General features: G+C 47.3%; 18 protein-coding genes. 7 read left to right on the top strand and 11 right to left on the bottom strand.

What is annotated here, in order from left to right:
• Nucleotides 1-40 precede the first annotated feature (40 nt).
• Nucleotides 41-424 (top strand): 4a-hydroxytetrahydrobiopterin dehydratase, encoded by a 384-nt coding sequence (locus QGP82_RS32925; RefSeq protein ID WP_163663518.1) that lies wholly within the window; start codon nt 41-43, stop codon nt 422-424.
• A 103-nt stretch (nt 425-527) separates the two neighbouring features.
• Here QGP82_RS32925 and QGP82_RS32920 read toward each other — a convergent pair whose 3' ends face one another.
• The 5 genes from QGP82_RS32920 to QGP82_RS32900 all read right to left on the bottom strand — a co-directional run bounded on the left by QGP82_RS32920 (nt 528) and on the right by QGP82_RS32900 (nt 9,979).
• Nucleotides 528-1,190, bottom strand: coding sequence for a response regulator transcription factor (locus tag QGP82_RS32920; RefSeq protein ID WP_499062127.1), 663 nt, complete (start codon nt 1,188-1,190; stop codon nt 528-530).
• Between the two features lie 210 nt (nt 1,191-1,400).
• The gene (locus QGP82_RS32915; RefSeq protein ID WP_499062126.1) at nt 1,401-2,114 is read right to left on the bottom strand and encodes a DUF928 domain-containing protein; all 714 of its coding nucleotides are present in this window, start codon (nt 2,112-2,114) and stop codon (nt 1,401-1,403) included.
• A gap of 53 nt (nt 2,115-2,167) precedes the next feature.
• Nucleotides 2,168-4,084, bottom strand: coding sequence for a sensor histidine kinase (locus tag QGP82_RS32910; RefSeq protein ID WP_499062125.1), 1,917 nt, complete (start codon nt 4,082-4,084; stop codon nt 2,168-2,170).
• A gap of 207 nt (nt 4,085-4,291) precedes the next feature.
• Entirely contained in the window at nt 4,292-5,935 is a 1,644-nt protein-coding gene (locus tag QGP82_RS32905) for a M10 family metallopeptidase (RefSeq protein WP_163663510.1), read from the bottom strand.
• A gap of 288 nt (nt 5,936-6,223) precedes the next feature.
• Complete coding sequence (locus QGP82_RS32900) at nt 6,224-9,979, bottom strand: two-partner secretion domain-containing protein (RefSeq protein ID WP_499062124.1); 3,756 nt, start codon at nt 9,977-9,979, stop codon at nt 6,224-6,226.
• 189 nt (nt 9,980-10,168) lie between these two features.
• Between QGP82_RS32900 and QGP82_RS32895 the strand changes: the two genes are divergently transcribed.
• From QGP82_RS32895 to QGP82_RS32875, 5 genes are all read left to right on the top strand, one after another.
• Nucleotides 10,169-12,988 carry a CHAT domain-containing protein gene (locus QGP82_RS32895; protein WP_499062123.1) on the top strand — a complete coding sequence of 940 codons (2,820 nt, stop codon included), beginning with the start codon at nt 10,169-10,171 and terminating at the stop codon, nt 12,986-12,988.
• A gap of 148 nt (nt 12,989-13,136) precedes the next feature.
• On the top strand, nt 13,137-13,799 hold the full coding sequence (locus QGP82_RS32890; protein ID WP_163663505.1) for a TIGR00266 family protein: 663 nt from the start codon (nt 13,137-13,139) through the stop codon (nt 13,797-13,799).
• A gap of 37 nt (nt 13,800-13,836) precedes the next feature.
• A complete protein-coding gene (locus QGP82_RS32885) occupies nt 13,837-14,514 on the top strand; it encodes a TIGR00266 family protein (protein WP_163663502.1) in 678 nt (225 codons plus the stop codon).
• 55 nt (nt 14,515-14,569) lie between these two features.
• Nucleotides 14,570-15,271 (top strand): TIGR00266 family protein, encoded by a 702-nt coding sequence (locus QGP82_RS32880; RefSeq protein ID WP_163663500.1) that lies wholly within the window; start codon nt 14,570-14,572, stop codon nt 15,269-15,271.
• 13 nt (nt 15,272-15,284) lie between these two features.
• A complete protein-coding gene (locus QGP82_RS32875) occupies nt 15,285-16,112 on the top strand; it encodes a M48 family metallopeptidase (RefSeq protein ID WP_348917923.1) in 828 nt (275 codons plus the stop codon).
• Nucleotides 16,113-16,228: 116 nt separating this feature from the next.
• Here QGP82_RS32875 and trhO read toward each other — a convergent pair whose 3' ends face one another.
• The 4 genes from trhO to QGP82_RS32855 all read right to left on the bottom strand — a co-directional run bounded on the left by trhO (nt 16,229) and on the right by QGP82_RS32855 (nt 20,052).
• Nucleotides 16,229-17,122, bottom strand: coding sequence for an oxygen-dependent tRNA uridine(34) hydroxylase TrhO (trhO, locus tag QGP82_RS32870; RefSeq protein WP_499062122.1), 894 nt, complete (start codon nt 17,120-17,122; stop codon nt 16,229-16,231).
• Nucleotides 17,123-17,273: 151 nt separating this feature from the next.
• Nucleotides 17,274-18,122, bottom strand: coding sequence for a histone deacetylase family protein (locus QGP82_RS32865; RefSeq protein ID WP_250564906.1), 849 nt, complete (start codon nt 18,120-18,122; stop codon nt 17,274-17,276).
• A 77-nt stretch (nt 18,123-18,199) separates the two neighbouring features.
• Nucleotides 18,200-19,030 carry a hypothetical protein gene (locus QGP82_RS32860; protein ID WP_499062121.1) on the bottom strand — a complete coding sequence of 277 codons (831 nt, stop codon included), beginning with the start codon at nt 19,028-19,030 and terminating at the stop codon, nt 18,200-18,202.
• Between the two features lie 281 nt (nt 19,031-19,311).
• Nucleotides 19,312-20,052 (bottom strand): peptidoglycan DD-metalloendopeptidase family protein, encoded by a 741-nt coding sequence (locus QGP82_RS32855; protein ID WP_499062120.1) that lies wholly within the window; start codon nt 20,050-20,052, stop codon nt 19,312-19,314.
• Between the two features lie 325 nt (nt 20,053-20,377).
• Here QGP82_RS32855 and QGP82_RS32850 point away from each other — a divergent pair, with 325 nt between their 5' ends.
• Nucleotides 20,378-21,610 carry an HhoA/HhoB/HtrA family serine endopeptidase gene (locus QGP82_RS32850; protein ID WP_163663488.1) on the top strand — a complete coding sequence of 411 codons (1,233 nt, stop codon included), beginning with the start codon at nt 20,378-20,380 and terminating at the stop codon, nt 21,608-21,610.
• A gap of 110 nt (nt 21,611-21,720) precedes the next feature.
• Here the strand turns inward: QGP82_RS32850 and QGP82_RS32845 are convergent, their stop codons facing one another.
• Together QGP82_RS32845 and scpB are read right to left on the bottom strand one after the other, a co-directional pair.
• Complete coding sequence (locus tag QGP82_RS32845) at nt 21,721-22,092, bottom strand: DUF760 domain-containing protein (protein WP_163663486.1); 372 nt, start codon at nt 22,090-22,092, stop codon at nt 21,721-21,723.
• A 157-nt stretch (nt 22,093-22,249) separates the two neighbouring features.
• Nucleotides 22,250-22,885, bottom strand: a complete 636-nt coding sequence (gene scpB / locus QGP82_RS32840) for an SMC-Scp complex subunit ScpB (RefSeq protein WP_250565304.1) — start codon at nt 22,883-22,885, stop codon at nt 22,250-22,252.
• Between the last annotated feature and the right edge of the window lie 107 nt (nt 22,886-22,992).

The raw sequence follows: 22,992 nt of genomic DNA, 5'->3' as shown, positions 1-22,992 counted from the left end.
ACTGTATGGGCTCTGGCCTGTTGAACTCAGGAGAAGAAAAATGAGTGATTCATTAACCCGTCAAACCTGTATTCCTTGTAGTGGCAAGGTTCCACCCGCCAGTGAGGCGGAAGTAGCGGAACTTAAGCCTCAGATTCCGGATTGGGATATTATCTCCGTAGAGGGCATCCCTCAATTACAACGGGTTTACCATTTTAGTGATTTTCAGACCGCCCTAGGGTTCACCAACAAAGTCGGTGATCTGGCTGAAGGGGAGCAACATCATCCGGCTCTACTGACTGAATGGGGTAAGGTCACAGTCACCTGGTGGACCCATGCTCTAAATGGGCTGCATCGAAATGATTTCATTATGGCTGCCAAAACCGATAAAGCTGCCCAAGGATTAACCAGTGATGTTATGGCACCATCTCATCAGACTGATTGAGCGTATGCCATGTATCTGGAATCTCATCATCGGCAACTAGGAGACGTCGCATGTCCCGGTGAGGGCAGATGCTTGGATGTTAATTCTGGGTGTTGATTAAAATTTAGGCAATTAAGCCTTCTTCACGGGCACGAATCTCAGTTTGAATGCGTATATTTTTATTCGCTTCAGGGTAAACGTCCAGGGCATCCTGGACCTTAGACCAATAATGACGAACGGTGCGTTCTGAAACGTTCATTCTTTCGGCAATTATTTTATCTTTGAGACCTTCTTTGAAGGCTAATTCCAGAACCGTGAGCCATTCGGATCTAACTTCTAAACTTGTCCGCATATCACGGGGTGTATAAATCAAGCCTTGTAAAGCCCAAGCGACTTTAGTCAGCATTTCTTTCATCGGCAATTTTTTATCGATAATGGTAAAACCTGCCTGATGAATCGCAATCTGAGGCTTGAGCCGAATCAGTGAACGTATATGGGCACTTTGTACAACAATATTAAGTTCTGGGTAGGTTTCCATGACCTTTCGTAGAAGCTCAATGCCTGTATCCACTTCAGAGGGTGTTTGAGCATCCTGAGGAATGGATAAGTCCATGATCAAGAGATCGGGTAATGCGATTGATAATTCCCCTTGGGTCGATTGAGCTGTGTTGGCTGTGGTAATGGCTGCGTCAGGATATTCTTGTAATAAGGCACTGATAGTGCCACTTAAGATTGCTTCATGATCATCAACAATAAGTATCTTGTTACAGGGATAGTCAGAGGCCATGATTTAGACTTGCAATAAAAGATGCGGCATTTTATTCAGGATTTGAGCTGTATTTGCCACTGCAATATCTAACTTAGCTGATCCAGTTGGTAATCTTATCTGTCTTTAGTGTGAGCTATAGGTAGTCAGTGTTAGGGAGTAGGCCGGTTAGCCTCATCCTAGTGACCAGAAAGCAGACCTAACCCCTAATTCCTTAGTCAATGCTTAAACTTAATCAACTGCCGAGATTTGTCGAAGTTGAGCCCCAATTTCAACATCTTCAAACTCAGCCAGACTAGTTAGTAATGCACGTCTATAGTCATTTTCCTCAGGGGTTAGCAACGGATCTGATAGGAGCGCCATGGCGTCGTACCATAGCCCTGCGATCGCATATTCTTGAGCCTGTTGCACCCGATTACCGTCTACCGCACTCAGGTCAATGGGACGGCTAACCACCTCAAACTGTGCGCCTGTGACCTGAGCACTGGATGGACGATCAGGGATGCAAGTTAGCACAATTTGCCACTCATAGACACTGCCTATTTCCAACTCTAGGGTGGCGGGTACCGTATAACTCATATAGCCTTGCGTGCTCAGGCCAATGTCTAACCCTTCCACAATATCGGCCCAACCCTCACCGGTATATTGGTATAAATTTAGCTGAACTTTATAGGCCTTGGCATCAGGTACATACCAAACCAATGTTGGTTGTGTTGTCAACGTTTGTCCCACCGATTGTTGTGGGGCAAGGGCCAGCAAATCAAGGGCTGAGGCATCGTCACACCCCCCTCGACGTCCCCCTGAAAGCGTCGGTCCTTCAGGGGCTTTTGTATCCTCCGATGGCATGTAGGCTGCGATCGCAGACACTGAGATCCCTAAAATGGTACTGATCAGCGCTAAGCAGGTTAACCGAGTCAATCTACTACCTAAGGGAAGAAATGGCATATTAAGAGATTTTAGTATGCTGAAATCTTGCATTTTCTTGAGCTTAGCTAATTTCACCTAGGTTTGGAAATGGGCCATCTTAATTCGCAACATGTGCCATGGGGGGATACTGAAAAGCGTTTGAATTGTCCCTTTAAGTGGTGAGCTAGCTGCTGAGCCTGCCAGGTGCCTCTACCTCCTTCTAGCCGATTGATGTACTTAGAGTCGTCCTTAAGAACAGTTTTGCCATTATCCTGAACTAAAATGAGATTTTCGTTTTCTGTGGCCAGGCAATTGACTGTTAACTTTGTAGCGCCCTGAGCGTATCTACCTACATTACAGAGGGCTTCTTCGAGGAAACGACAGAGATATCGCTTTTCTTCCCTGCCCAATCGTGAATCCTCCATAGATTCAAATTGAACTACGTTAAATTTAATGGATTTAAAGTGTGGAAAATCTCTTTGTATTGTTTGCTCAAACACTTCATAAAGCAACTCATGCAGAACCATATCAAGGTCTAAAGTAGGCCCCTGACTTTGCAGATGAAGTTGGTTATTTTGCGGTTTAAGTTCTTCTTCTAAGGTGTTGTAAACAGCCCGAATCTCTTGATTGAGTTTATCAAGCTTAGCGGATAGTTGGGGGCGATCTATCGTTTTATCTGGATCATCAACATCTTTTAGAATGAGAGCTAAGGTTTGTAGGGGACCGTTGTGAACAGCATTGTATGTGTGTCGGATGACCCGTTGACCAGCTTCGATGCGAGATCGCAACATCTGGTCATATAGCAATATCCCCGGCAAGACTAGGCCATTCAGTAAAAAGGCAATCAATGGCGGCTCTAATGGTAGCCACCAGCCCACGGACAAGGCCACATAGCTGGTAAACACCAAACCTACGCCCGTCATCAGCACCAAAATCAAATGCCGCGACGGTGTGGGGACCACACCCACCAGCACAATTCCCGCAGTCCCCCACCATAAAATCCATAGGTATTCTCCAATGTCTGGCAGGCTGCGCAGTAGGGGACGATTATCTAAGACAGCACTCAGAATCTGGCTGACTACATGGGCATGGATTTCAACGCCAGACACGGCACCAGGATTTTTACCGACGAGGGCAGCGGATGTCACATTATCCTTATGACCTGGAGAAATAATGCCAATGAGAATAACACTGTCTTTAATCCAACTGGGGGAGACATTATCCGCTAACACATCCCTGAGCGGTACCATCCGAAAAGGCTCAGGCCCACTGCGGAAGTTAATCAGTGTTTGTTGGGCATTCGCATCAGCTCTTACGTAACCGCCCGTATTAGGGTAAAACGGTTCAATTTCTACAGCCCCAAAGCGCATAGCATCAGGATTCTTTAAACCATTTTCTAATGGAATGCCTTCATGCCGTAAATATTCAGACGTGAGACGCATGGCCAGGGAGAATTGATAAACACCAGAGTCTTTAGGTCTCCCTAAAAGACTTCTCCGCACAGCGCCATCATCATCTAGCGGATAATCTGAAAACCCTACTCTTTCGTAAGGTAAGGTGGGGGGTGGGCCAATACTCTCACCAGTCTGCCCTAAAAATTCGATACCAAAGACATAGGGTAGATCGGCTAAGGCCTCTACAAAATCTTGATTACCTGATTTTTCGGGTAAATCACGAAAAATATCAATGCCCACAGCCCGGGGCTGATATTGGTCCAACTGTCTTAAAAGGGTTGCTAAGGTTTGACCAGGTAACGGGTAGGTGCCCAAGTTTTGAATATCAGTTTCATCAATGGTAACAACCAGCACTCTTGTATCTGTTGTTTCTGCAGATCGAAGTCGTAAAAATAGATCTAACGTTCTCCACTCGATAGCTTGAAATACACCTAAAAGTCTAACTATGATAATTAGCCCCGTTAAGGTCAATCCTGGTAATATTGACAGCTGCCAGTTTTTTAAACTATTGGGTAAATGTTGCCAGGCAAGGGTGATGTTAGTGTTGTGGGCCATGGGGTATACCCTAAATCAGCAATCGCGAGAGTAGCAGTACGCTGACTATTGTCATATAGTTTACCAAATTTAAACAGCGGCTCAAAATGGCTAATCGTCATCAAGAGCTAGATTAAAACAAACGCTAGATTAAGACAGACAAATGAAGACAAAAAATGGACAGATGACATCTCTACTGAAGTCATCCGTCCCATGGAATAAGGCATTCTATACGACAACAAAGTCACTTCTCGTCAGAGATGTACCTGCTGATAGGGTGGCAATCTGGACAGCCTTCGCAGAGCCTGAGCCATCAATATCAAAAGATAATGCTCCAGTTGAACTATTATAGAGCACACGGTCATTGGTATCGGTTGCAGACCCCAGGACAAATTGCTCTGCACCTAATAAACCTGCGGTTAAGCCACCACCTAAGCCACTGGCCACCAGTGTAATTCTATCGCCTTGGGCACGGACAAAGTCAGTAATGGAATCGATACCATGCTGTAAGGACTTAAACTGGAATTTATCCGCTCCAGCACCCCCCGTAAGGATATCGTTACCAGCGCCCCCCACGAGTTGGTCATTGCCTTTATCGCCATTGAGGCGATCGTTGCCAAAACCACCTGTGATGATGTCATGGCCGGCCCCTCCATGAATCAGATCATCATCAGCTTGACCATTGAGTTTATCATTACCAGAAAAACCATAGAGCTTGTCATTACCAAAGCCGCCGTAGACGGTATCATTACCTGTGCCGGCCTGAATCTCGTCGGCCCCTAGATAACCACGAAGAACGTCATTGCCTGCCTTACCTCGGAGCACGTTATCAGCGTTATTGCCGTGGATGATGTCGTCACCGGAACCCCCATTGGCATTTTCGATTAATGAGCGATTATCCCCCCTATATTGAAGAGCATTATAAACATGACCCTGGGCGTGCTGATTGGGACCTAGCTCTGCCCGTTGAATGTTACCATCTCTATCTAAATTGCTCCATTTGCCAGGGCGTAAGTCAACGGAGAGATTGGTTGTATAGTTAGAGAAATCGTAGGTGTCATTGCCATTGCCATCCCAAATGGTACGGAAGACTTTATTCCCAACCGGTTGCCCTTGACCAACACCGTTGATCGACAGTTCCCCCGTGTCTGTTGAAAACCTATAGACTGTATCGTTGGAGTTATGGTTAAAATTGGCACCATACATCTCTTGTATAGCCCTGATGTCATACATCATCATGGACTGGGGATAACTATCTTGTGCGATTGTATAGCTCCTAACTGGGCTGCCTACGTAAGAACGGTAAGTCATCACCGAGAATTCTATGGAGTCTCGATTGGCATCCATGGCAACTGCTCGCACGCCCTCTTCCGTGCTGTGACCATGTTTAAGACCTAATGCATGGCCAATTTCATGGCCAAAGGTGAGATAGGCATAGTCACCCATTTGAGGATTGTTAAACTGGTTGTTGTCAAACCAAATATCTCCAGCTGCAAAGCTACTATCACTATGCTCTGTACTTCCTGGGAAATCACCGACTCGAGCTGGATTGGCAGCACTAGATTCTGCTATGCGGATAGTGGCATTCCGATCCTGAGCCCCCGTTAGCTCCGTTAATGTTAAGCCAGAGACACTTTCATACATATCCATCCATTCGCGAGCCACAGATCTTTGGGTGGCGTTTAGAGTTTGAAATCCATTTTCAAACTCGGCTGGATAATCTGTTTCTTCCTCATAGTCATTTTTAAAGTTGTTGGTGAAACTGAACGTTACGGTCGTATCTGCCCATCGATGTTCAAGCAGTAGGGCATCGATATTGTTATCCCCTGTAGCTGTATTGTCAATAGATTGAGTGATTTGTCCATATGTCATGGGTCGAACTCCATTAATGCGTTAGGTATTTCAAGAGCGGATTGAGCCCTTCAGTAGCAATGCTTTGTTCTAGGAAATGGATAGAGAGATAACGATGAAATGCATTGCTTGTTGGCTCATTCACACTTCCTAAATTAAGGGTTATTTTCCCTGAAGTCAGGAGAGTTTTATGACACAAGAGATTCTCGCTGTGTCCAATCGACTATCCAAACTTGAGTAAAATAGCCATATAAATGGAGTGTAGATTTTCCGTTTTCTGAGGCGAGCATTGCAGAAAACTACATTTGATTATGGGCAGTCTCGCCCTAGCAGCAAACGACCATCGGCCAGCCGATGCAGGACATTGGGTTCGACGATAGGTTGATCAATGTGCCATGGGCTCGGAGCGTCTTCGTTAGTCAGGGGTTGTACTGGGAGCGCTGAAAACCTGGAGCTAGCAGAGTCGTTAGGACGTAGTGGAAGACCATCAGAGCCCGTAGTGATAAAAGAATCTGGATTTTCTTCTGTGCGGACAATGCAACTGCCAGTGGTAAGTGTGGTGGGATCTACCAAGGCATCTGGCAGTTCGGTTAAACTGTTTTCAATAAAAGAGATATCAGAGATAGTAATACTGCCGTCGATGGCACCACTGGCATTTACATCCACTCGATCATTGCCATTAAACGGTGGTGGACTGCCCGGTACATAATTTTCTCCAAAGAAGGCTGTGTTGAAGGTAATGTCCCCACCGCGTCCATCATCAGCAAACGCTAAAATATCACTGTCATCAAGGGCAATAACCGCATTACCATTAAACGTAATGTCTCCTCCTCCTGATGCGCCGATATTTACAAACGTAACAATATCGCTATCACCTATTAGTAAGACGTTTGTAGCATTGATAGTTATACTGCCTCCAGCAGTATTCTCTGCGTTCGTGAGAATACTGCTATCGTCTGCTCGAAAACTATTGTTGACAGTTAAAAATATATTGCCTGCATCACCATCCCCATCGGAGAATGCACTGATTGTTGCAGCATTACTCATTTCCAAATTGTTGGCTGAAACAACAATATCTCCACCAGTGCCGATGCCATTTTTTCTAAGATTACTAAAAATGCCACTCAAAGAAACAGGATCAGAGTCACTGATAAAGATGGTGTTAGTGACTTTGATCCTCACATCCCCTGCATTGCCAATGCCATCAGAGCTGGCCACCACCCTGGCTCCATTGACTATGTCAAGATTAGCAGCCGTGATGGTGATATCTCCCCCCATCCCGACGGCATTGGGTTCAATGTTGGTTAACGCCGCACTTGGGAAATTCCCATTGGGATTAAACCCATCGAAACGTGCTGTTTCTCTAACATTGAGCACCACATCACCTGCCTGCCCTTGACCAAACACTAACGCACTCAACTGTGCACCATTTGTCACGTCAAGATTACCAGCTGAGATTTGCACTAGGCTGCCATTGCCAACTCCGTCTGAATTCACATTACTAAAAGCGCCACTGCCCAAGAAATTAATTGGATTAAAGCCATCAAATCTAGCTGTTTCAGCGATATCAATGACGACCGTGCCAGCGTCACCTGTACCATTGGTTGATCCTTCAATCTGGGAGCCATTGTTGACTTCCAGCGTGTTAGCTGAAATGTCAACCAAGCCGCCATTGCCTCTCCCTCCAAACCGAATACTACTAGAGATGTCACTAGCTCTACCGTTCGCAGCGTTAAAACCAGTGACTTGCATGGAGTCAGAGATGGCAATGATCACACTTCCCGCATCACCTAGACCATTTGAGGAAGCAGCTATTGCTGCCCCATTGGTGACATCAAGCTGATTGGCCGTAATGCTCACCACTCCGCCTGTGCCTTCCCCATCAGAATTAATATTGCTAAGGGCCGCACTCGGAAAGTTTCCCTGTGGATCAAATCCATCAAAGTGGACCGTTTCTGTCACCTCAAGCATCACATCGCCTGCATCACCGGTACCGGAGACGGATGAACTCAGTTGTGCCCCATTGGTAACTGCAAGATCATTGGCTAAAATTTGAATCACTCCACCCTGGCCTGATCCAGTACGATTGACGTTGCTGAAGGCACCACTAACGATTCCTGTTGCATTATTTACTCCATCAAAGCGGGCCGTCTCAGCAACATCAATTATGATTTGACCTGCATCACCAATGCCATTGGTTGACGTACTAATCTGTGCACCGTTAGTCACGTTTAAACGTCTGGTATTTAACTCGATATCTCCCCCAGTTCCTGCCCCAGGGCCACTCACCTCGGCAAAAATACCACTGACAAGTGCATTATTTTCATTCAATCCATCAATGGTAGATTGATTAGCGATCGCAAGAAAAATATTGCCACCATTACCCGTTCCAACCAAGGCGGCAGATAGTTGAGCTCCGCCTGCAAGCATCAACTCAGAGGCTCGAATAACGATATTGCCACCGTTGCCTGTACCATTGGCAGCAACATCACTAAAAACCCCTGTTAACCTGCCATTGGTGCTGATGAAATCCACCTCATCATTGGCCAGTATCGTAATATCGCCAACGTCTCCTAAAGCAGTAGTACTAATAACACTGTCAGTAACAGACACATTGTTGCGAGCGTCAATAACTATGTTACTGCTTTCTCCATTAAAGGTGCCGACAACTAATCCATCATTAAATCTTCCATCACCCGTAATCGAAATTGAGCTATTCAACACGGTTGGCTGTGGAAAATATTGATTTGTCAACAGAATCAATCCATCGGGCTGCTCAATACGTGCGTCACCTACGCTGATATCAGCAGTAGATGGGTTAGGTGTAGCAAAGGCTGGTGCAAAAAAAATATCCGTAAACGGATTGAACCCAGTTAAGATTTCTAAAGGAGGATCGCCGATTATCTCGGGTCTAACACCTGCCCTAATATCCAACGTTGGTTGAGCTAAGCCATCAACTGCCAACAGCGTACCGTCCGACAACTCAATTACTTCCCGGATCGCATCAATGCCCAAAATGCCTGGATCTGAGCCAGTAATTGTAGCTGTTCCTAGGGTCACTGAACCACCGGCCAAAATATGGAGCGATGCCCCCTCATATTCATTAATAACAACATCTCCAAACGTTCGAATAATAGGATCGATTGGACTGAATAAGTTACCAGCATCACCATTTAATGTCTCAACCCTAAACCCTCCTCGACTCCAAAAATGAGCATCTCCCCCCACCTCATTCGCACTCTGTAACAATAAATCTCCACCAGAATAAAGACCACTATCTGGATGACTCAACACAACAATATCAACCGTCTCATTTCCTTGAATCCTTAAGTTTCCTGCTGCTGCGGCTATGAAAGGAACGGTTACGGAATCTCGAATACGAACCGTACCTGTACCGAATAGATTAAGACTTCCACCGGATATGACTGGTCCTTGTAAATCCACCTGATCTGCAAACACTGTTAAGTCTTGTCCAGTCGCAAGACTACCTTGATTGAGCACCACAGATTGTTCTCTTGGTGCTGGTCCCTTCTGTAGCCCCAGTGGGACACTCACTGTCAAAAGTGAACTATTGTTCGGCCCCAATGTACTAAACTCACTACCATCTTCAAACCCAATCCCCTGCGCCGTACTCACAAAGAACGAGCCCAACACATCTAAACTCGCTGCTGGTCCAAAGATCACTCCATTGGGGTTCAAAAAATATAGGCTAGCTGTCCCATCGACTCCTAAGACTCCATCAATCGACGATGGATTTCCCCCGGTTACCCGACTAAAAATTCGCTCAGTTGCCGCAGGATTGGCAAAATAAACCCGCTGATCAAAATCTACATTAAAGTCCCAAAAACTATGAAAAAGATTAGTATTTCGCCGTGCTCCTCCCTCAATCAGCTCCGTAGGCAAACCCTGTACCGCCGCGCCAGACGTTACCACCGAAGACTCACCCGGCAACGTATTATCCGGCAAAATCTGAGCCATCATAGTTCCATGGGAGAGCCCAACCAAGCTGCTCGTTAATAACAACGTACAGACATGAAACCAACCAGCAGATTGAGTAAATTTCATGGGACGATCTCTTGATTAATAACGATTCAGACATCTATTCTGTTACATTTTGGGAGTGGATCACGCATTGTACAAATCTGCTAAGTCCTTTCATGAGACATCTGATGCCGTAATGACGTCACAGCTGGCTCACCCATATATCAATAGTCCTATTGCAAATTAACAATTTTCTCCCCTGATAATATTTTGATGAACATTCCTTGGCGGTGTTTATTTGTTAACCGACTTATTAACCGACGTTGGCTCAAAACTCTATTTGCTGTCAGTCTGACCTTAGCGGTATGGATTGGTCATAGTTCCTTTATCCCTGGGATGGCATCGGCAGCGAGTTTTGCTAAAAGAATTGCTATCCAAGGGGTTCAAACGGTGCAGGCGGGGGTTGATGATTACAATATAGGCAACTATTCTGCAGCTATTGAGCATTGGCTGGAAGCCCTCAATGGTTACCCGGTTGACGATCCGGTGCCTGAGAAAGCTGTGATTCACACTAACCTAGCCAATGCCTATCAGCAGCTAGGACAACCCCATAAAGCCCTAGGGGCTCTGATTGAGGCGGGAAACATCTATGACCAGTTAGGCATGGTGGCAAGGATGGGGCGAATACAAACTGAACAAGCCCAGATTTACGCCAGCTTGGGACAATACCGGCGAGCAATTGCACTGATCTGTTTACCTCAAAATGTTGATACTCAAACTACCAACCCTATAGATGTAGATGAGCCACCGAGCCCTGTCACCCTGTTCCAAAACTGTGTTGAAGATGGAGCTTACCCGCTTGCGCTCTCCACTCAAGATCTAGCAGGACAGGTTGCAGCCTTGGGGAGTTTGGGGGATGCCTACCAGCTTCAAGGCGACTATGGGAGTGCGGTGGTAATTCTCACCGCTGGTCTTCACTTAGCGCATCAGGGACCCCTCTCAGATGCCTATGAGATTCCGATGCTGAATAGCTTAGCCAATGCCTATGGTAGACAGGCTCTACTCAGCTATCAACGGGCTGAAGCGGCTAAAAGTCTGACCTTTGTCAGTTCTGCCCAGGAGCTGAAAGTTAAAGGTGATGGGCAGTTTGACAATGCTATCAGCTATGTAGAAGAGGCTCTGCTTTTAGTGCAGCAGCGGTTTGAATTAATTGACGAGCCCCTAACTGACGGACGTTCTCTTATACCGTTATTAACAGATGAACTGCGTACCCAGCTAACGCTGTTAAAACTTTCCCAAAGAAGACATCCTGTTCCAGATCTCTCCTTAACACAGCAACGGATTGGTCAATTATTACAACAATTACCCAATTCCCGTGAGACCGCCTATGCTGCCATTGCCCTAGCAAAATCGTATCAAGAAAATCTACAGGCCTTTAGCTGTTTTTCTCCAGGAACTGACTCTATCGTCCGTACGGTACTAGACCATGCCCAGATAATTGCTAAAGATATCGATGATTTTCGGGCCCAATCCTTCGCGACGGGGCAGTTAGGCCATTTCTATGAATGCCAAGCTCAAACATCGTTGTCACCGACACAAAAGCTCACCTATCAACAAGAAGCGCTCAGGCTCACTAAACTAGCTGAGTGGCAGGCCGATGAGGGACGAGACGCTGCTGATAGTCAATATCTGTGGAAATGGCAAGCGGGTCGCCTCTATGAGTCCCAGGGCGACTACACCCAAGCGATGGCCAGTTACCATCAGGCGATTACAATCTTGGACAGTATTCGTGACGATATTTTAACGGCCACTCAAGATCTACAGTTTGACTTTCGTGATGCTGTCGAGCCACTTTATCGCAGAATGATCAAGCTCCAGCTTGAACTAGCGGACAATACCTCTTACCAACTATCAGTAGAAAACGGAAACGACGATGTTCCTCTCAATAGTCTAGAAGGTGCGTTACAGACCGTAGACTCTCTCAGATTAGCTGAATTGCAAAATTACTTTGGGGATGATTGTTTACTCAGTCCAATCCGGCAAGAGCAGGTGATTGGGCTAATTAATCAAAATACAACCTCTGCCGTGATTAGCTCCATTACGGTGGGTGATCAAATGGCGCTGATCTTGACTGTGCCGAATGTGGCGGCGCAGCTGACCTGGGTGCCAGTCAATACCGAACGTCTGGTAAAAACAGCCATCGACTACCGGCAAGGTTTAGAAAGATCCCATGATCGTACCTATGACTATCATTCTGCTGCACAGCTTTATCAGTGGATCATTACTCCCTTTGATGAGGTTTTAGCAGAGACCCATGTTAAGACCCTCGTTTTTATCCAAGATGGCATCCTTCGCAGCATACCCATGGCGGCTTTATGGGATGGCGCACAGTATTTAATTGAGCACTATGCGATCGCAACTATCCCATCACTGACCTTGACCGAGCCAGAAGCACTGCGACCAAAAGAGCTAGAGGTCTTAACCTTAGGCTTTAGCGATGGTTTATGTGATGAAAATGGTAGTAACTGTGAATACGCACCGATCTGGCATGTGGAGCAAGAACTTCAATCTGTTAGACATATTTTTCCGGGTAGTCCTGCCCCACTTCTAAATAGAGAATTCACATCAGAAAATCTGGCCAAAGCATTAAAAAAGAACCACTATTCCCTATTGCATATCGCCACACATGGAGAGTTTAGTGCAGACCCTGACAGCACATTTATTGTGACGGGTGATGGCGAGAAACTTACCTTTGGTGCATTAGAGCAATTAATTCGAGATAACTCATCCAATACTCATCCGATTGAACTGATCGCCTTGACAGCTTGTGACACCGGGTTAGGCAGTGATCGTTCAACCTTAGGGTTAGCGGGTGTCGCACTTCGGGCTGGAGCCAGAAGCGCGATCGCGTCTCTATGGCTGATTGATGATGCCATCACTGCCGATATTATGGGTCACTTCTACCGCAACCTGAAAGAGCATCCAAACCTCAATAAAGCCCAAGCCTTACAAGCAGCCCAGATAGCAGCCATTCAACGGGATGGTCATCCTGGAAATTGGGCTCCGTTGATTCTGGTGGGTAACTGGCTATGAATAACTCAGCCAGTGCTCCTGGGTGAATACTTATATTAATCATGTTCATGTTGCGCTTTATCAACTTAAGCTGTTACTTTCCTGCCCGTTCTAGGTAGTCTGAGAGGGATAACTACCGATTCACGACTCAAATACGGGAGTGTTAGCGATGAAGTACGAAATTCGCTACAAACCAGCGTTTGCCACCTTATTTGTCACCTTACAGCCGGGAGAGCGTATTTTTGCCGAGGCGGGAGCGATGGCGAGCATGGATGGGCAAATATCCATGGGTACAGGCTTCTTTGGTGGCCTGATTCCAGGGTTGCTCAAAGCATTTTTCGGTGGCGAATCCCTATTCCTGAATCACTTTGCTAATCGAACTAATAATCCCCAAACGCTGGTGCTCACCCAGTCAACCATTGGCGATATTGCCCGCATGGAGCTGAATGGTAATGAACTGTGTCTGCAGCCTGGAGCCTATATCGCCCACAGCTCAGGCGTTAAGGTAGAACTACAGTGGGCCGGCTTCGCTAGTTGGTTTGCTGGCGAAGGGTTATTTAAGCTCAAGCTAGGTGGTCGTGGACTCGTTTTCTTTGGTGCCTATGGTGGCCTTTCGGAAGTCACTGTCAAAGATGAATTTATTGTCGACAACGGTCATCTCGTGGCCTACGAACCAGGCATCAAGATGAACATTGGCTTGTCGGGAGGTATGGTGGGCTCCATCACCTCTGGAGAAGGGTTTATCAACCGGCTCCAGGGTCGAGGAAAAATTTATCTCCAGTCCCGCAGTATGGATGGGTTGGTTCGCTTCCTCAGGTCGAAGCTGCGGTAGAGAGTGCTGGATAACATCTATATAACCTGGAAAGAGTATGAAGCTTGAACTGTTACATCAGCCGGATAGTGCGATCGCAAAAATCTTCATGGACCCCCAAGAAGAACTCATTGCCGAAGCCGGGGCCATGGTCGCCATGAGCGGCTTTGTGAACGTTAGCACCACACTCCGCAAAGGTAAGGGGGGCGGCGTCTTTGGTGGCTTAAAGCGTATGCTAGCTGGAGAATCGCTGTTCCTGAGCGTTTTTCGCTCAGGAAATAGCTCGGCAGAACTCTATCTTGCCCCCAAACTAATCGGCGATATTCTTCCCTATACCCTCAAAGAAACAGAACTTGTGGTGCAATCCACTGGCTACATGGCCAGTACACCCGATGTTGATATTGACTTAGGCTTCACTGGCTTTAAAAGTCTCTTCTCAGGAGAATCTCTCTTTTGGCTCACAGCTAGCGGCTCAGGCCTATTGTTGCTCAGCGCTTTTGGTGGCATTTACGAAATAGATGTGGATGGAGACTATGTCGTCGATACAGGCCACATTGTCGCCTTTGAGCGTACCCTTGACTACAGCATCTCCAAAGCTAACAAAAGCTGGGCTGGTGCATTCTTTGGCGGAGAAGGATTTGTCTGCCAATTTAGAGGTCGCGGTAAAGTCTTTTGCCAAACCCACAATCCTGGATCATTTGGGCGATTAGTGGGGGGCAAACTGCCTCCTCGTTAGCAGCGTGAGCAAAGCCAAAATCCGGCCACTGTAAATGAATCAGGAACCAAGCGATATGAGTAATCAAGTCACATATGCCATCGACCATAATCCAGCGTACGCTTCCCTCAAACTTAGCCTGCAGCCCAATCAAACCGTCTCTGTAGAAGCTGGGGCCATGGCAGCTATGGACAGCTGCATTGATATGAAATCCAAAGCAAAAGGCGGCTGGAAAAAAGGCCTTGGCCGCATGCTCGGGGGCGAATCTTTATTTATCAGTGAGTTTACAGCCCAGGGAAGTTCTGGTGATCTATACATATCGCCAGGTGTGCCTGGAGACATTCAACACTATATCTTAGACGGCAATCAAAGTCTGATGGTGCAATCATCTGGTTTTGTCGCAGCTGGTCCAGGCGTCTCCATTGACAGCAAATTTCAAGGCTTTAAAGGATTCTTTAGTGGAGAATCGCTTTTTCTCTTACGAGTTACCGGCCAGGGGGATTTTTGGTTTAGTTCCTTTGGCGCAATTTTAGAAATCCCTGTGGAAGGCAATTATATAGTGGATACGGGCTATATTGTCGCCTTTGAAGATAGCCTCAGCTATAACGTTGAAATGATCAGTGGTCTATCCTTTAGGGGGTTGAGAACTGGCATTTTTGGTGGAGAAGGGCTCGTGGCTCGCTTTAGTGGCTCGGGTCGACTGTGGATTCAGTCCCGTAATGTTTACTCACTGGTTAACTTCCTGAATCCCTTCCGCCCAACCAAGAGTAACAACTAGATGACCAATGCCCATGGAACTTCCGCCTGGAACAGCGGCGTATAGTGACAAAACACCCCCACCCAGCCATCATCAGCTGTTAGTGTTGTTGGGGTTATTTCTCGCAGGCATCGCTATCGCCATTGCCATTGCCTTCTGGTTAGCAGGAGCTTTGGTATGGTTTATCCCGACTCGTGTAGAGCAACAACTGGGGCGGGCAATTGTGCCCATTTACGCGGCTCAAGCTGAAGTGTCAGCGACACAAGCAACCCTTAATCAGCTATTAGACCGGCTGGAGACGTATTTACCTGCTGCACAGACTAACGGACGGAATTATCAGGTATTGTATGTGCCAGATCAGACCGTGAATGCCCTGGCTATTCCAGGCGATCACATTATTATTTACCAGGGTTTACTCGCCGAAGTAGCTTCTGAAAACGAGTTAATGATGGTCTTAGGCCATGAGCTGGGGCACTTTGCCAATCGAGATCATCTGCGCGGCCTCAGCCGTCAGGTCTTAATTCGTCTATCCCTATCGTCTTTACTCGGTGACTTTGGCTCTTGGGGTTCCATCGCCAGCGCTAGCATTTCTACACTTTCCACTGCTCAGTTTTCGCAACAGCAAGAACAACACGCTGATCGACTCGGATTGACACTGCTTAACCAAGTCTATGGTCATGTTGCTGGAGCCACCGACTTCTTTGACCGGCTCAGTCGATCAGAGCGTCCCGGCTTAGCCATATTAGCCAGTCACCCTCCATCTAAAAAGCGGGTGCGCAATCTTGAGCGCCTGATTGCGCAGCAAGGGTATCGAGTAGGAGACAAAGCTCCCTTACCCAACGCTTTGAGGTCAAATCTTTAGTTATGGGGCTCTTCTTGTGCCTCTTAGGGGACTGAACAAAAATAAAGACCCAGGTTGGGGCTGTCGATGGGTGAATGAGTGATGGGGTAATGGGCTGATTATTTAAGCACAAGCGCCTAAAGAGACTTTCGTTCTCTCTCTAGCTGTCGCTGCTTTATACGTTCGGCAAATCGCATACGCTGTTTCTCAGTCAGTTGGTCGTAACAATTAGGGCATGCCATCCCTGGTTCGTAATAGGGTGATTGCATATCTTCATCGGATATCGGATGTCCACAGCCACGGCACATGGCATAGCTGCCCTCTGCTAAGCCATGCTGTACGGTCACCCGTTGATCAAACACAAAACATTCCCCTTCCCAAAGACTGTCTTCTGGTGGGACCTCTTCTAAATACTTTAGAATACCGCCCTTAAGATGGTAAACCTGCTCAAATCCCTGCTCTAGCAAGTAGGATGATGCTTTTTCACAGCGAATCCCCCCGGTACAAAACATCGCTACTTGTTTATGTTTTGCTGGGTCTAACTGCTGATCCGCATAGTCAGGAAAATCACGAAAAGACTCAGTCTCTGGGTTAGTGGCACCGTTAAAGGTACCGATATCCACTTCGTAATTATTGCGTGCATCAATCACCACCACGTCTGGATCAGAAATTACCTGATTCCAATCCTTGGGGTCCACATACGTGCCGACTTTTTTCGTCGGGCTCACGTCCGGCTGTCCTAGGGTGACAATCTCTTTTTTCAGCTTCACCTTCATCCGCGAGAAGGGCTGCTCTTCCGCAGATGAGGTTTTGTGGGTGAGATCGGCTAACCGGGGGTCTTGTTTAAGGTGGGACAGTAACTTTTCCACTGCTTCATTGGTGCCTGCTACCGTAGCGTTAATTCCTTCAAGGGCTAGCAAGATGGTTCCCTTAATGCCTTGCGTTTTACAAAGCTCTGTGAGGGGCTGACGCAATTCAACAAAATCATCGAGCTGAACAAATTTATAGAAGGTAATAACGGTCCAAGGCATGGGAAAGATTTTTGATGCTTGAAATTAGGTTTAGATCGGACTTCAGCAGCTATGGTCAAAATTTCCTGAATATGGTGACATCTCCGTTAGTAAGGCTTTACTGCTTCCAGGAAACGGTGCTGCTAAAGCCTTACAACTTTATCCTAAATTTCTAGCAATATTTCCGGTAGACCTCGCTGGCGGCCCGATGTAAGTATGAATGTCGATAGATCAGCGCGTTCATGTCTTTGCCATAGCCACCGCCAATTACGCAGGCTACCGGGTATCGCGCTTTCGCGCAGGTTTCTAAGACATACCAATCACGACGATATAGCCCCTCATCCGTCAGGGCCAATTTACCCAGACGATCATCCCGATGGGGGTCAGCACCAGCATCGTATAGAACCAGATCAGGCTTTACCTGAGCCAATAGATCGGGCAGATGGGCCTCTAGCTTTGCTAAATATTCGTCATCTTCAGTGCCTTCATCCAGGGGCACATCCAAATCACTGGTTTGCTTACGCCCTGGGAAATTCACTGCGCAGTGCATGGAAAATGTGAATACGCTGGGGTCATCCCGAAAAATCCAGGCGGTGCCATCGCCTTGGTGTACGTCTAAATCAACGACTAGGACGGTTTTAAGTAAGTTTTGGGCTTTGAGAAGACGGGTTGCGATCGCAATATCGTTAAAAATACAAAATCCTGCTCCATATCCTGGAAAGGCATGGTGGGTTCCTCCAGCGGTGTTACAGGCCAACCCTTGATTGAGTGCTAGTTTGGCCGTCAAGATAGTCCCGCCGACTGCGGTGCAGGTTCGTCGCACTAATTCCGCACTCCAGGGCAAACCAATGCGGCGCTGAGCCTTAGCGTCTAATCCGCCATCACAATAAGCTTGTACATAGGGCGAATCGTGCACTAATTCGAGCCAGTCCCTAGGGGGACGCCCCGGCTGATAAATCTGCTTTTCTGAAATGACGCCATCGCGCACCAGCAGATCCCGCAGTAGCTGAAATTTTGGCATCGGAAACCTGTGCCCTGTGGGCAAAGGCGTCACATAGTCAGGGTGATAAATAACCGGCAGACCCGTCAAAACGCGGTTTACAAGAAAGAACTGATTGAGCGAGTCTGACGGACATCTAATTTATGGGCCAGACTCCCTTCTTTCCAATCCAGGGGAGACGTTTCATTGTCCGGAACAACGGTCACCGATGGACCAGACGGAGCAGACTGGCTAGTCACAGCAAATGACATTGGTTGTGACGCCATGGGTGCTGATGGCTGAGCAGGTACTTGATGGTGCCCAGGTCTCTGGCCTGACTGCACTGCCATGCCTTTAGGGGCTGAGCGCTGCTGGGCTGCCAAACGGCGGTGTTTACCACGACGTTGCCGTTTACTAACGGTTTTACCTGGGGTTCGTGCAGAGCGTACAGGGCGAGAACCTGCTTGAGGCACAGGAGTGGTTGTAACCCGGCGGCGACTACGACGAGACTCAGCTGTTAACAGACCTTGTTTAGATACCAGTAGACAGCCACCTGCGCAGGTGACGACCATGAATAACAGTGGCCAAGCTGGCATAGCTTGCTCGTTTGCCCCTGGTAACGTCGCTGCCGGATCTCGCTGACTCAGGACACTTTTTTCATTACGAATGCTCAGCCGTGAAAAAGCAGCGGCATCAGGAGTGCTTAGGGGCTGCCCTGCAATGCTGCTATTGACAGGCTCCAGAGTCATCTCACGGCCAGGGTTAGAAAGACCAGCGAGTGCGATCGCAATCATCAATATAAATGTCAGCCACAGGGCAACGACCAGCAGCCATGGCCGCACCCAAAATAGATGTGACCAAAATGAACCCGACTTAGCAGACCTTTTCTGAGGTGCAGTTGTCTTATGAGCTATGGTCCGGGTTGCTTTAGCGGCAGGCGACTTGGGCACAGCCACTTTCTTAAGCTTTAGAGATGAGGGGGGGCAGCCCCGTCTGCTACGGGAAGGTGATACACGTCTCGAAGCACGCTTCATCAGCGCTTTTAACCTTTTAGATAGTTGCTCAGACAAGATTGGATGCCTAGCCATAGCACAACACGTTCCTTAAAAAGCACCCTCACCCTTGGTATTGGACCTAGAATAACGGCATTGTAAGCCTTCTTTATCGCAATGACTAGCTTTACGCTGCAATTCTTCAGATATCCGATACTTTATCGAGTTTCGCAAGTGAGCTATTGCTGTAATTCTAATTCGGACAAATATTGACCTGGATCGCGAGCAATCCAGCCCTCACTAGAATTTGTCCGCACCTCAAAGTACATAAAAGAATCCTGCGACTCACCTGCTACGGTGCCCAATCCAGTCCCTTGGGTAACTGCATCACCAACGGTAAACTCAACATCAGCCAAGTTGCCATAACGGGTCTGCAAGCCATTGCTATGATTAACCACCACGATCAAAGCGCCATTGTGTTCTCCCACAAACGCTACGGTGCCATCTGCAGCTGATGTCACCACAGTCCCTGGTGTTGCCGAAAAAGCAATACCACTGTTAAAAACCAGTTCATCTCGTCGGGGATGAGGCTGCCAACCATAACTCAACACAAGCTTGGCTGGAACGGGCAATGGATACCCTAAGGCAACTGCTGAAGGCGTAGTTTCAGCAGCCATAGTGCCCCCACGATTACCAGCAGGAATAAATACTCGACTGGGTAAGGTATCAGGGCAGCCATTCACCTCAAATAAAAGGTCTGCCCTTGTCCCATGGCGCTCTGCCAATGACTGCCAGGTTTGACCCGCCCCGACTTGGACAGGAACACCATTAAATGGGGGGACTTCGACCACTCCCCCCGTGGGCAGAGCTCCTTGAGCTGGCAATTGTGGATTGATTGCCGCTAATGTTGCCGGGCGTAACCCATACTGTGCAGCCACACCCTCCAGCGTTTCTCCCGCTGTAACACGGTGGTTGGTCATTTGGGAAAGCGCCGCGTCAGGGCACGCTGATGCTTGCAACGGCTTCAACCAACCCAGGGAAAGCAAACTAAATCCAGATAGGAATAGGAAAAATTTATAAAATCTTTGGAATACATGCATTCTTGGAGCACCCAGGATTACGAACAATAGCAAATCACCATTCCGCAGTGATTGGTAGAGAAATTTACCTGAGCACAGCACCAACATTCAGTACCATGGATAAGTCTGTATCAGGAGTGTGTACTTAAGCCGATACATTTTCGAGGTAATCTTCGCTAAGGTAAGTTCATTAGAACCCTCATCACCTAGAGATGAGGAAGCAGCAATGAAAATTTCTCCCAAACAACTCGGTCTATATGTAGGCCTCCTTCTGGTGGGTAGTGGTGCTGGCTGGGCCAGTCATAGCTACTTTTTCAAGTCGGTTGTCGAGGAACAGGATAGTGAACTACCAATTGCTACTTCGGTTTTGCAGACGGCAACTGAGCCTACAGAAGTTTTAACTCAATCTCCACAGCCCAGCTATCCGTCGGTTGATAATCCTAATTTTATTGCAGCTGCCGCCGAGCAGGTGGGACCTGCCGTTGTACGTATTGATGCTTCACGTTCAGTTAGGGGAGTATCAGAACCCTTTGAGCATCCTTTATTCAAGCGATTTTTCACAGATGAATTTCCGGTGGAACCAGATTTACCCGAACGTCTTGAACAGGGAACTGGCTCTGGTTTTATTATGACGAGTGATGGTCAAGTTATGACCAATGCCCACGTTGTAGAAGGGGCTAAAACAGTCAATGTGACCTTAAATGATGGACGCTCATTTGAAGGTGAGGTAGTCGGGACCGACCCGGTCACCGATGTTGCAGTTGTCAAAATTGATGGTGAGAACCTGCCAACGGCTCCCCTAGGAGCAACGGATAATTTAGCGGCAGGTCAGTGGGCCATTGCCATTGGCAACCCTCTAGGTCTAGATAACAGTGTTACCGCTGGCATTATTAGTGCTATTGGTCGAACCAGCTCCCAAGTGGGCATTTCTGACAAACGTGTGCAGTTTATTCAAACTGATGCTGCCATTAACCCTGGTAACTCTGGTGGGCCACTACTTAATGCCCAAGGAGAAGTTATTGGCATGAATACAGCAATTCGTGCCGGTGCTCAGGGGCTTGGATTTGCAATTCCCATTGAGACGGCTAAACGCATTGGTGATCAGCTGTTTAAAGATGGTGAAGTGAAGCACCCTTATCTGGGAATCCAGATGGTTAACCTTAATCCAGAGATGCGTCAGCGCATTAATGCCGATGAAGATATTGACTTCACTATCGAGGCAGAGTCAGGTGTAATGGTTATTCGCGTCATGGAAGATACACCGGCTGAAATTGCCGGGATCCAACGGGGTGATGTCATCAGCAAAGTGAATGAGGTTGAGGTTGCTACCGCTACCGATGTACAGACTCAGGTTGAGGCTAGTATTATTGGCAAGGCTCTGAAAGTAGAAATTGATCGCAAAGGTGAAGTGAAGACCCTTAAGGTCAAACCTACTAAAATGCCTAACAATCTGCAGTAAATGACTTGCTGTAGTGAGTCCTCGTAATCAAAGTAAATGCTTGCAAGCATTTACTTGCAAACTGGTGGTGAGCTTGAAAACCAAGTAGTAACAGCTAGGCTTTAGATGGCCTAGCTATCAAATTCTGGGAATTCGCTATCTGAATCACTATCTAGTGTAGAGGATACCCCTGACAGGCTGGATTCAAGTTCCATTCGCTGTTCCATCTGACGTAGGAAGTATCCCGTCATCATGGCTGAAGCCAACAACCCCGCCAGGTTTTCACGGTCAGTTGTCACCTGCACGTTAAACCCTTCCGACGGCAGCACGCCAATGAGGCCCTGAACGTTTTGAGAGATGATTTGCTTGATCTCACCGCTCACGGATTGGGCCACGCGAGTGAGAACCTCAGGTGGCTGATGCTGTAGGTACTTCAGTAATTGATTGACCTGTGCATCGTCAGAACCCATGCCGATAAATTGGGCGCTATCAGGGTTAAACATAAATGGTTGTGTATTTCTTCTAATTACCTTAGCGTGATCAAGCCGATTTCAGCTAGCACTTCCAAGAAGTTCAGTGTGAACGACATATCTTAAACATGCCCCATCACATCGCTTGATTTAACGATATCTTAATTGACTACTAGCCTTAGTGAACTTTTCAAGTCTCTGACAGAGCTATTGGTTCAACTGCTACACTCACCTCTGAAAGAGGGTTTGGCACTGTTTCCGTCTCTGTCTCTATGGTTGAATCATCATTTGTGTTGGCGGATGTTTCCATCGAGGTTTCACCAGGCTCAGACGTATCATTTGTGACGTCAGGTAAATTAATCTGTGGAAGTTTATCAATCTCAAAACGCTGATAAAACTTTTCGGTCACTTGTAACCAAAAAGATCGTCCATCGGATTGACGACGGCGACGAACCAAGCCTTGGTCAACTAAATCGTGCACATGTCCATAAGCCCCTGACCCACGCAAGTCAACCAGGTCGGTCTGACTGAGAGGACCTTTCATTGCGATCGCGGCCAACGTCCGCAATGCACCCAAACCAATATCTAAAGGAATCAATTCATCGAGTAGCGGCTTAAATGGCTGACGCAACTGCAAGCTATAGCCATTTTCAGTTTCAGAAATTTCCAATGCTCCCTCTCGATGAGAATAATCTCCCATCAGCTGGATCAACCCTTCCTCCGCAGTCGCCTTATCACACTTGGCATACTCGGCAATCTGGGCAATGGTTAAGGGTTTGGCCTTAAGGTACAAGATTGCTTCAATGGTGTGGGACAAAGACGCCATAGTCATCAATACCTACAAACGTGGGTCAAGGATAGCAAACGCAGGCATATCCTACCCCCATTGGCCGTAGAGTAATCGCCGATCACAGCTAAATTCTTGGTTTGGAG

Origin of the sequence: Leptothoe sp. LEGE 181152 (genome assembly GCF_032906605.1) — a bacterium.
Lineage (GTDB): Bacteria > Cyanobacteriota > Cyanobacteriia > Phormidesmidales > Phormidesmidaceae > Leptothoe > Leptothoe turfae.
This window is presented reverse-complemented; position numbering and strand designations above follow the sequence as displayed.